At 71.7% G+C, this 10,907-nt stretch carries 10 protein-coding genes; 1 reads left to right on the top strand and 9 read right to left on the bottom strand.

Annotated elements, in window-relative coordinates; all coding sequences use genetic code 11:
• Window positions 1-276 (bottom strand): DUF3039 domain-containing protein (locus CCN51_RS29105; protein ID WP_086860262.1); only part of this gene is annotated, 276 nt, incomplete at its 3' end.
• Between the two features lie 125 nt (window positions 277-401).
• Window positions 402-1,007 (bottom strand): YqgE/AlgH family protein, encoded by a 606-nt coding sequence (locus tag CCN51_RS29100; protein WP_043491358.1) that lies wholly within the window; start codon window positions 1,005-1,007, stop codon window positions 402-404.
• Window positions 1,008-1,246: 239 nt separating this feature from the next.
• Here CCN51_RS29100 and murA point away from each other — a divergent pair, with 239 nt between their 5' ends.
• Entirely contained in the window at window positions 1,247-2,599 is a 1,353-nt protein-coding gene (gene murA, locus CCN51_RS29095; protein WP_014179131.1) for a UDP-N-acetylglucosamine 1-carboxyvinyltransferase, read from the top strand.
• Window positions 2,600-2,687: 88 nt separating this feature from the next.
• On the opposite strand, the gene CCN51_RS29090 is transcribed toward murA, so the two are convergent.
• The 7 genes from CCN51_RS29090 to CCN51_RS29055 all read right to left on the bottom strand — a co-directional run.
• Window positions 2,688-2,969 carry an HU family DNA-binding protein gene (locus tag CCN51_RS29090; protein ID WP_014179130.1) on the bottom strand — a complete coding sequence of 94 codons (282 nt, stop codon included), beginning with the start codon at window positions 2,967-2,969 and terminating at the stop codon, window positions 2,688-2,690.
• Window positions 2,970-3,232: 263 nt separating this feature from the next.
• Window positions 3,233-4,663: an NAD-dependent malic enzyme gene (locus CCN51_RS29080; protein WP_014179129.1), complete on the bottom strand. Its 1,431-nt coding sequence runs from the start codon at window positions 4,661-4,663 to the stop codon at window positions 3,233-3,235.
• A gap of 391 nt (window positions 4,664-5,054) precedes the next feature.
• Window positions 5,055-7,505 (bottom strand): HelD family protein, encoded by a 2,451-nt coding sequence (locus tag CCN51_RS29075; protein WP_014179128.1) that lies wholly within the window; start codon window positions 7,503-7,505, stop codon window positions 5,055-5,057.
• Window positions 7,506-7,578: 73 nt separating this feature from the next.
• A complete protein-coding gene (locus CCN51_RS29070; protein ID WP_043487492.1) occupies window positions 7,579-8,355 on the bottom strand; it encodes a zf-HC2 domain-containing protein in 777 nt (258 codons plus the stop codon).
• Window positions 8,352-8,840: a sigma-70 family RNA polymerase sigma factor gene (locus CCN51_RS29065; protein WP_055414278.1), complete on the bottom strand. Its 489-nt coding sequence runs from the start codon at window positions 8,838-8,840 to the stop codon at window positions 8,352-8,354. The genes CCN51_RS29070 and CCN51_RS29065 overlap by 4 nt, the downstream gene beginning before the upstream one ends.
• A 214-nt stretch (window positions 8,841-9,054) precedes the next feature.
• Window positions 9,055-9,645 carry a CGNR zinc finger domain-containing protein gene (locus tag CCN51_RS29060; RefSeq protein ID WP_014179125.1) on the bottom strand — a complete coding sequence of 197 codons (591 nt, stop codon included), beginning with the start codon at window positions 9,643-9,645 and terminating at the stop codon, window positions 9,055-9,057.
• A 161-nt stretch (window positions 9,646-9,806) separates the two neighbouring features.
• The coding region (locus CCN51_RS29055) for a uroporphyrinogen-III synthase (RefSeq protein WP_086860260.1) at window positions 9,807-10,907 on the bottom strand (1,101 nt) is incomplete at its 5' end.

Genomic DNA, 10,907 nt, shown 5'->3' with positions numbered 1-10,907 from the left:
GTCCTTGCCCTTGTCCTTGTCGCCGCCGGCTCCCATGCCGTCGAAGATCTCCTTGCACATCGGGCAGACCGGGTACTTCTTCGGGTCGCGGCCCGGGACCCAGACCTTGCCGCAGAGTGCGACCACCGGAGATCCGGAGAGCGCGCTCTCCATGATCTTGTCCTTCTGTACGTAATGGGCATAGCGCTCGTGGTCGCCGTCACCGTGCGACACCTGAGGTGTCGGCTCAACGAGGGTCCCCGTGCCTGCCCCGCGCTCGGGCTCAAGAGTGCTCATACAGCCCTAGGGTACTCACGCGCCGAGCGAACGAGGGATCAGCGCCTCCCGCGGCGTCACCCGGTGTCGCCGCCACCCGGCAAGCACTTCCCCCAGTTGAGCGCCGGCCCTGGTTGAGCGAGGGATCAGTTGAGCGAGGGATCGTCCGGGTACGTGGCGACCATCGCCAGCTCGCTGCGCTGGCGGCGCAGCACCGCCCGCCACAGCCGCTCCGGCGCGGGCGAGGAGACATCGCCCGGCTCGGACTCCACGACATACCAGGCGCCCTCGGAGAGCTCGTCCTCCAGCTGCCCGGGCCCCCACCCGGCGTAGCCCGCGAAGATCCGCAGCGAGCCGACCGCGGCGGCCAGCAGTTCGGGCGGCGCCTCCAGGTCGACCAGTCCGATCGCACCGTGCACCCGGCGCCAGCCGAGCGGACCGTCCTCAGTGCGCGAGGAGACCCTTCCGGCCTCGGAGGCTCTTCCGGCCTCGCCGGGGACCACGGCGACTCCCAGCGCGGAGTCCAGCGACACGGGGCCGCCCTGGAACACCACCCCCGGCTCCCCGGCCAGCGCGGCCCAGGACTCCAGGATGTCGCCGACCCCCACCGGGGTCGGCCGGTTGAGCACAACACCCAGCGACCCCTCCTCGTCGTGGTCGAGGAGGAGCACCACCGCACGGTCGAAGTTCGGGTCCGCCAGCGCCGGTGTCGCGACAAGCAGCCGTCCTGTGAGCGAGGACACCTCGGTCATGGACACATGATCCCGCATGTTCGCCCCGAAGGGGGAGTGGAAGACGAGTCCCATGTGAGAGCAGGTCGGGGCGTACGACAGCAGGAACGGCGCACGTAACCGTACGCTTTCTGCTCTGAACCGAACGTGTTGTGACACATTCATGTCCGTTCGGTGGGTACGTCGGTCACTCAGACGTGCTCTCCGCGGCTATTACGCTTGCCTCTTGCCCCCCGACCGTCCCAGGAACGCGAGACCAGATGACCCGCTCGAACGATGTCCTGCTCGTCCATGGCGGCACCCCGCTCGAAGGCGAGATCCGTGTCCGAGGCGCGAAGAACCTCGTGCCGAAGGCCATGGTCGCCGCGCTGCTCGGCAGCGGGCCGAGCCGGCTGCGCAACGTGCCCGACATCCGCGATGTGCGGGTGGTGCGCGGCCTGCTGCAGCTGCACGGCGTCACCGTTCGCCCAGGTGACGAGGCCGGTGAGCTGGTGCTGGACCCGACCCATGTGGAGAGCGCGAACGTCGCCGACATCGACGCGCACGCCGGATCCTCGCGTATCCCGATCCTCTTCTGCGGCCCGCTGCTGCACCGCCTCGGCCACGCCTTCATCCCGGGCCTGGGCGGCTGCGACATCGGCGGCCGGCCGATCGACTTCCACTTCGACGTGCTGCGCCAGTTCGGCGCCACGATCGAGAAGCGGGCGGACGGCCAGTACCTGGAGGCCCCGCACCGGCTGCGCGGCGCCAAGATCCGCCTGCCGTACCCGTCGGTCGGCTCCACCGAGCAGGTGCTGCTGACGGCGGTCCTCGCCGAGGGTGTGACGGAGCTCTCCAACGCGGCCGTCGAACCGGAGATCGAGGACCTGATCTGCGTCCTGCAGAAAATGGGCGCGATCATCTCCATGGACACCGACCGTACGATCCGGATCACCGGCGTCGACAAGCTCGGCGGCTACAACCACCGCGCCCTGCCGGACCGCCTGGAGGCCGCCTCCTGGGCGAGCGCGGCGCTCGCGACCGAGGGCAGCATCTATGTGCGCGGCGCCAGCCAGCGCGAGATGATGACCTTCCTCAACACCTACCGCAAGGTCGGCGGCGCCTTCGACATCGACGATGCGGGCATACGGTTCTGGCACCCGGGCGGCAAGCTCAACGCCATCGCCCTGGAGACGGACGTCCACCCCGGCTTCCAGACCGACTGGCAGCAGCCCCTGGTCGTGGCCCTCACTCAGGCCTCCGGGCTGTCCATCGTCCACGAGACGGTGTACGAGTCGCGCCTTGGCTTCACCTCCGCGCTCAACCAGATGGGCGCGCACATCCAGCTCTACCGCGAATGCCTGGGCGGCTCCGCCTGCCGCTTCGGCCAGCGGAACTTCCTGCACTCGGCGGTCGTGTCGGGCCCGACCAAGCTGCAGGGCGCCGACCTGGTCATCCCCGACCTGCGCGGCGGCTTCTCGTACCTGATCGCGGCCCTGGCCGCCCAGGGCACGTCCCGGGTCCACGGCATCGATCTGATCAACCGCGGATACGAGAACTTCATGAGTAAATTGGGCGATCTTGGCGCCAAGGTGGAACTGCCCGGCGGCGAGGGCTCCTCCCAAGCCTCCTAGAGGCCCGGGAAGGGCCTCCAGGGCCCGTAGGAACGCCGAAAGGGGCGGCCACCCTCCAATGAGGTGGCCGCCCCTTCGTATGGGGGTCTTACTTGCCCTTGGCGGCTTCCTTGAGCTTGGAGCCCGCGGAGACCTTCACGCTGTAGCCGGCCGGGATCTCGATCGGCTCACCGGTCTGCGGGTTACGCGCGGTGCGAGCGGCACGGTGGGTGCGCTCGAAGGTGAGGAAGCCGGGGATGGTGACCTTCTCGTCGCCCTTGGCGACGATCTCTCCGGTCACCTCGGCGAGGGCGGCCAGAACGGCGTCGGCGTCCTTTCGGGTCACCTCGGCGCGCTCCGACAGAGCGGCCACCAGCTCACTGCGGTTCATGTTGTACTCCCGTGTTCATCTTGCCATTAGGCGTGAGATCGAAGCCGATGCTGCCAGGGCCCTCGGACAGTCCCCGGACCCGGGTCTGTGTTCAGACCCTCGCGCCCGGAACGCATCCTGCCCCCACCTGTGGCGGGAAAGCCAATCCGGTGCCCTGGTGAGTCGCGCGAAAAGCGCCGTGGCGGCCGTTTCTGCCCGACACCCTATGGGGGCCCGATCGGCTGAACGCCGTGCGACGCGCCGTACGACGCGCCGAGCCCGGCCTAGACCGCCGTGGTACCGGTCACAGCCTTGGCGGCGACCCGCACCGCACCGGCGACCGCACCCGCGACCTTGTCGTTGAAAACGCTCGGGATGATGTAGTTGGCGTTCAGCTCGTCGTCGTGGACGACGTCCGCGAGCGCCCGGGCCGCGGCCAGCATCATGTCGTCGTTCACAGTACGCGACTGCGCGTCCAGCAGGCCGCGGAAGACACCCGGGAAGACCAGCACATTGTTGATCTGGTTCGGGAAGTCGGAGCGGCCGGTGGCGACCACGGCGGCGGTCTGGCGGGCGATCGCCGGGTCGACCTCGGGGTCGGGGTTGGCCAGCGCGAAGACGATCGCGTCGTCGGCCATGGCGGCCACGTCGTCGCCGGACAGCACGTTCGGGGCAGAGACGCCGATGAAGACGTCCGCGCCGCGCACGGCCTCCTTGAGGGTGCCGGTGACGCCCTCGGGGTTGGTGTTGTCGGCGATCCAGCGCAGCGCGGTCATGTCGGAGTTGCCGTTCCCGCCGGCCAGGTCCTCGCGCCCGGCGTGCACGACGCCGTGGATGTCCGCGACCACCGCGTGGCGCAAACCCGCGGCGATCAGCAGCTTGAGGATGGCGGTGCCGGCCGCGCCCGCGCCGGACATGACCACGCGCACATCGCCGATCTTCTTGTTGACCACGCGCAGCGCGTTGGTGAGGGCGGCGAGCACCACGATGGCGGTGCCGTGCTGGTCGTCGTGGAAGACCGGGATGTCCAGCGCCTCGCGCAGCCGCGCCTCGATCTCGAAGCAGCGGGGGGCGGAGATGTCCTCCAGGTTGATGCCCGCGAAGCCGGGGGCGATGGCCTTGACGACGGCGACGATCTCATCGCTGTCCTGGGTGTCCAGGCAGAGCGGCCAGGCGTCGATGCCCGCGAAGCGCTTGAAGAGGGCGGCCTTGCCCTCCATGACGGGCAGCGCGGCCTTGGGGCCGATGTTGCCCAGGCCCAGGACCGCGGAGCCGTCGGTGACCACCGCGACGCTGTTGCGTTTGATGGTGAGGCGGCGGGCGTCCTCGGGGTTCTCTGCGATGGCCTGGCAGACGCGGGCGACGCCCGGGGTGTAGACCATGGACAGGTCGTCACGGTTGCGGATCGGGTGCTTCGACGACATCTCGATCTTGCCGCCGAGGTGCATCAGGAACGTACGGTCGGAGACCTTGCCGAGCGAGACGCCCTCGATACCGCGCAGCTTCTCGACGATCTCGTCGGCGTGCGCGGTGGACGTCGCGGCGATGGTGACGTCGATCCGCAGCTTCTCGTGGCCGGATGCGGTCACGTCGAGGCCGGTGACCGAGCCACCGGAGGACTCCACGGCCGTGGTGAGCTGGCTGACCGCAGTGCCGCTCGCGGGGACCTCCAGCCGGACCGTCATCGAGTACGAGACGCTGGGCGCCGTTGCCATGGCCGACTTCCTCTGCTTTCCCTTGTTCCAGGTTGTCCCGGGCCGCGGTGGTGGTTCGCCGGTCTGCCCTCGGACGGTGGTCTTCAGATGGTTACACCTACCTTCGGGTACCGGGTAACCGGGCTCGAGTTTCGGAGATATTGTTCAGCCCCGCGAATCCGCCGAGAAGCACAGAAGAGGCCCGCGTCCTGAAACAGCCGACGCGGACCTCTTGAAAGGCTTAGGTGGCACCGACCCGCCATGCTCGCCTCGCGGCAAGTGGTCGCTCGAAGCGACGAAGGTTGGGCCCGGGGGCTTGGATCGAGCCGGTGCCACAGCAAGGCTAACAAACCATCCCCGGAAGTGATTCCTCCCCCACGGGTTGATTTCTCAGCCGCTCATCAGTCCCTCATCAGTCCCGCAGCAGATCGGGGACGCCTTGCTCGTCCGGGTCGTCCCGCTCCCCCGGCACCACGGTCAGCCGCTGTGTCGCGCGCGTCAGCGCCACGTACAGCACCCGCAGCCCCGCCGGGGACTCGTCGGCGATCTCGGCGGGCGAGACCACGACCGTCGCGTCGTACTCCAGGCCCTTGGCCTCCAGGCTGCCCAGCGCCACCACCCGGTCGCCGAGCCCTGCCAGCCAGCGGCGCGCCGCGGCCCGCCGCCGCATGGCGACGACCACGCCGACCGTGCCGTCCACCTCGTCCAGCAGGCGCCTCGCCTCCTCGCGCACCCGCGCCGCCAGGTCTCCCGCACCCCTGTCGGCCGACCCGCCGCTTCCGTCCGGCATCGGCGCGAAGCGCGGCACCAGGCCCGTGGAGCGGACCGCCTCGGGCGCCTGGGCGCCGGGCATCGCGAGCGCGAGGACCTTCGCAGCGAGCTCGGCGATCTCCGCCGGGTTGCGGTAGTTCACGGTCAGCGTGAAGCGGCGGCGCGGGCGGCTGCCCAGCGCCTCGGTGCGGGCCTCGGCCGCCTCCTCCGGGTCCGACCAGGAGCTCTGCGCCGGGTCCCCGACCACCGTCCAGGTGGCGTGGCGGCCGCGCCGCCCGATCATCCGCCACTGCATCGGGGTCAGGTCCTGCGCCTCGTCGACGATCACATGGGCGTAGTCCACGCGCTCCTGCTCCAGCCGGTCCGCGCGGGTACGGCGGGGCGCGGAGCGGTCGGCGAAGGTCGTCAGCTCCTCGAGCCCGGTCAGGTGGTCGAGCGGGTCCACCTCGCGGTGCTTGGCGGGGCGGGCCGGGGCGCCCAGGACGGTGTACAGCTCGTCAAGCAGCGCCACGTCGTGCACCGACAGCGGGCCCTTCCCGTCCGCGCCCAGGCGGGTCAGCGAGCGGGCCAGCCGGCCCGCCTCGCGCTGGCTCAGGACCCGCCTCGACCAGCGGGTCAGCCGCTTCTCGTCGGCCATCGCGGCCAGTACGGCGCGCGGGGTGAGCTCGGGCCACCAGGCGTCCAGGAAGCTGAGGAAGTCGTCCTCGGTGGAGATGTCCTCGTCGAACCCCTCGCGCGCCTCGGCGGCCAGCTCGGGGTCGGTGTAGCGGTGGGCTCCCCCGGGCATGGCAGACATCGCAGACTTGCCCCACAGCGCGTCCAGCAGCAGCCGACGGGCGCGCGGGCGCAGCAGGTTGACGGGTGCGGTGCCGCCCAGCGCGGCCTGCCGGATCCGGCGCAGTTCCTCGGCGTCCAGCTCGATCCGCGCGCCGAACGCCACGACCCGCAGCCGCTCCGGCGGCCCGGCCGCCCGGCCGGGGCCCGCGGGCAGCTCCAGGGCGCCGCGGGCGGCCCTGCGCAGCACCCGGCTCATCCGCGACGAGCCCTTGACGCGGGCCACGGCCGGCTCGTCGTACGTGGTGGCCTCGGCGCCGTCCACCAGTGAACCGACGGCGCGGATCGCGACCTGCCCCTCCTCGCCGAGCGAGGGCAGCACGCCCTCGGTGTAGGCGACCAGCAGCGGGGTGGGGCTGACGATCAGGATCCCGCCCGCGTACCGGCGCCGGTCCTGGTAGAGCAGATACGCGGCGCGGTGCAGCGCGACCGCGGTCTTGCCGGTGCCCGGGCCGCCCTCCACCTCGGTGACGGAGGCGGCGGGCGCGCGGATCACCAGGTCCTGTTCGGCCTGGATGGAGGAGACGATGTCGCGCATGGTGTGGCCGCGGGCCTGGCCGAGCGCCGCCATCAGCGCGCCGTCGCCGACGACCGGCAGCTCCGCCCCGTTCAGGGTGGCGGTCAGCTCGGGGCGCAGCAGATCGTCCTCGACGCCGAGCACCTGGCGCCCCTTGCTGCGGATGACCCGGCGGCGCACGACCCGGCCGGGGGCGACGGGGGTGGAGCGGTAGAAGGGCGCGGCCGCGGGCGCGCGCCAGTCGATGACGAGCGGGGCGTATTCGGCGTCCAGGACGCCGATACGGCCGATGTGCAGCGTCTCGGCGATCTCCGCGCGGCCGCCGCCGTCCTCGCCGTCCTCGCCGTCCTCGCCGGGGCGGATCGCGTCGTCGGCGGGCTCGATGGAGGTGTACGCGCCGTCCGGGCCGCGCTCTCCGTCCTTGCCGAGCAGCAGGTCGATACGGCCGAAGAGGAAGTCCTCGAACTCGCTGTTGAGCCGGTTGAGGTGCACCCCGGCCCGGAAGACCTGGGCGTCCCGCTCGGCGAGCGCGCCGGGCGTACCGACCTGGACGTGCTTGGCGGCGTCGTTCATCAGGAACTCCGCCTCGTGGATCTTCTCCTCGAGGCGGCGGTACACGCGGTCCAGATGCGTCTGCTCGATCCGCATCTCCCGCTCGCGGATCCCGTCCCGTTTCTCAGCTTCGCCGGCCCCGTCCGGTCTCGCCTTCCGGCTCGCGTGCGTGGCGTTGTGCGCGGCCACCCAAGCCCCCTTCTGTGTGCGTAGGGCAGCCGTCAACCGTACACCTTCACAACACGCTCTAGACCTTCACCGGCTAGACCTTCACGACCGCAAGCCGCTGGCCGTCCAGGGTGCGGACCTCGAAGCGGTCGATCTCGTCGGGGTTCATGGCCGCGCCGCCCAGGGCGAACAGCGGGTCCTTGCTCCAGCGGGACGCGTCGCCGTCCTTGATGCCGTAGCCGGTGCTGGGCACCGCCCAGGTGGTGATGGTCTCCTCATGGCCGTCCTTGCCGATGGCGACCAGGTCGCAGGCCTTCGGGCCTTTCACATTGCCGAGTTTGAGGGCCACCGATGTGCCCCAGCCCTTCGCCTGCAGCGAGACGGTGGCGTCGACCTTCGTGGTGGGGTCGACCGAGCCGGTCTTCTGGCCCTGGTCGAACGCCGCCTTCGCGGGGCTGGCCACCACCTGGCCGCCGCCCCCGCCGCTGTCGCCGCCATCGCCGTCGCCGGAGGTCAGCGCGGCACCGGCGAACGGACCGCCGATGATCAGCGCGGCGGCCGCGGCCACCAGGTACAGCCGGCGCTTGCGGCGCCCGCGGCGGCTGGTGGCGACGTCGTCCATCAGCCGGCCGAGCAGTTCGGGTCCGGGGCGTGCGGTGATGGTGGCGGGGTCCAGCACGGTCCTGCCGTCGGCGGAGGTGGCGAACTCGGCCAGCAGCGGCGGGATACCCATCAGCTGATCCAGCTCCGCGCCGCATCGGTCACAGCCGAGCAGATGCTCCTCGAAGCGGGCGGCTTCCGCCGGGTCCAGGACGCCGAGGGCGTAAGCGCCGACGGCGGTGTGCTGCTGATCCTCCGCTGCCGGCATCATGCCGTAACCCCCCGTTCCTCCAGCGAGAGCCGCAGGGCGCGCAGCGCGTAAAAGACCCGGGACCGGACAGTCCCGGGCGGTACGCGCAGCACCTCAGCCGCTTCGTTCACCGTACGTCCCTTGAAGTATGTCTCGACCAGCGCCTCTCTATGCGCATCGGTGAGATCGGCAAGCGCGTCGGAGATCGTCATCATGCGCAGCGCCCGGTCGATTTCGTCGGCGGCGGGCACGGCGTGCAGCGGTGCGGCGTCCACTTCCTGGGGGCGGGCCCGGCGGCCACGGTGACCGTCGATGACGATGCGCCGGGCCACGGTCACCAGCCAGGGGCGCAGCGATCCGCCGGTGGTCCGCAGTTGGTCGGCGTTGCGCCAGGCCCGCAGGAGCGTCTCCTGAACCACGTCCTCCGCCCGGTGCCGGTCGCCCGCGACCAGGCGCAGGACGAAGGCGAGAAGCGGGCCCGCGTGCTCTTCATAGAGCGCGCGCATGAGCGCGTCGTCCGGTGTCGTCCTCTCGGTCACGGGAGCATCTTTGCGTAATCTCCACCGCGCGGTCGAGGGGGTACGTGCGGTTACACTTCCAGGTTCAACAAAAACGCCGCGAGGTGCACTCAATTGCGCTATACAGCAGTCTTGTCGCCCGTATGTCCGCTAGTCTGACCTGGGCTGACGCACCATCAGTCAGCTCGGGCAGATGCGTCAGTCAGGCCCGGGTGACGCGGCGGCGGTGCCGGGCCACGCGCTCGCGGTTGCCGCAGACCTCGCTGGAGCACCAGCGGCGGCGGCGACCGCGCGAGGTGTCGAGGTAGACCAGCGAGCAGGTCTCCCCCTCGCACTGCCGCAGCTGCCCGCGCGCCACCGGGTCGGTGAGCAGTTCCACGGCGTCCCGCGCCACCTGCGCCAGCAGCGCGCCGCAGTCGGGCACGGCGGCGAGCCTGCGCACGAGGGCGCCGTCGGCGGCGCGTACGGCCCGTACGGCGGGCGGGGCGGTGGCGGCCAGGGCGTTCACCCGCTCCAGGTCGGCGCCCGCGGCCCGGCCCTCGACCTCGTTGTGCACGATGCGGTGGAGCAGATCGCGGGCGGCGCGGAAGCGGGCGAGCCAGACGCCGTCGACGACGTCGAGTGCGGTGCCGCGGGGCACCAGACCGGCGTCGACGAGCCACGCCTTCAGCCGGTCCACCCCGTCCAGCCGCTCGACCGGCGCCTCGCTCAGCCGCCCGCCGACCGTGGCCACCAGGTCCAGACAGAGCCGCCCGGAGTCGAACCGCAGGTCGTAGGCCGACGCCGACGCCATGTTCCTGTCACTCCTTCGGGGCTGGGCGGTTCGCGGACATGCACGCAGTCCCAGAGTGCCCGCCCAGGCCCGAGCCCGGAACCCCCGCGGCCCCGCCCATCACCCCATGGACACAAGGGAGTTCGGGCCCGGTGGCCGGTCAGTGGCCGGTCAGTGGCCGGTCATACGTCGGCGTACTTGGTGTCCGCGACCGGATCCAGCGCCAGCCGGTAGCCGCGTTTGACCACCGTCTGGATGAGCTTCGGGGCGCCGAGGGCCGTACGGAGGCGGGCCATCGCCGTCTCGACGGCGTGCTCGTCGCGCCCCGCGCCCGGCAGGGAGCGCAGCAGATCCGCGCGGGCGACGACCCAGCCCGGGCGGCGGGCCAGGGCGCGCAGCAGGGCCATACCGGCCGGCGGTACGGCGCGCAGCTCGCCGTCCACCAGGGCCGCGTGCCCGCGGATCTCCAGGCGGCGCCCGGCGACCGGCAACGGCCTCACCCGGCCGGGCAGTTCATGGGTCAGCAGCTGTACGAGCGGGCCGAGGCGGAAGCGTTCGGGCTGGCTGGTGGGGATGCCATGGGCCTCGAGCGGCAGTGCGGTGACCGGCCCGACACAGGCGGGCAGCACATCGTGGCGCAGCGCGTCCAGCAGTTCGTCGCGCATGCCACGCCGCTCGGCCCGGTCCAGCAGGCTCGCGGCGGCCGGGGCGCTGGTGAAGGTGAGGGCGTCCAGCACGCGGGCTACGGTCGCGTCGAGGAGGCGGTCCACGGGGCCGATGTCCTCGGGCGGCATCCACCGGTACACCGGCACCCCGACCACCTCCGCGCCCGCCACGCGCAGCGACTCCACGAAGCCGGGCAGCGGCTCGCCGTGCAGCTGCACCGCGATCCGGCTGCCGTCGACCCCCTCCTCCAGCAGCCGGTCGAGCACTTCGGCCAGCGACTCGGACGCCGGGAACCACTCCTCGGTCAGCCCGGCGGCCCGGATCGCGCCCCGCACCTTGGGCCCGCGCGCCAGCAGCCGGGCGCCGCGCAGCCGGGCCAGCAGCGAGTCCCCGAGACCCCATCCGTCGGCGGCCTCGACCCAGCCCCGGAAGCCGATGGCGGTGGTCGCGATCACCACGTCGGGGGCGTGGTCGAGCAGCTGCTTGGTGGCGGTGAGCAGTTCCGCGTCGTCGGCGAGCGGCACGATGCGCAGCGCGGGAGCGTGCATGACGGCCGCGCCCCGCCGCCGCAGCAGCGCGGCGAGCTCATCGGCGCGGCGGGCGGCGGTGACGCCGAC

Source organism: Streptomyces milbemycinicus (genome assembly GCF_002154605.1).
Lineage (GTDB): Bacteria > Actinomycetota > Actinomycetes > Streptomycetales > Streptomycetaceae > Streptomyces > Streptomyces milbemycinicus.
This window is presented reverse-complemented; position numbering and strand designations above follow the sequence as displayed.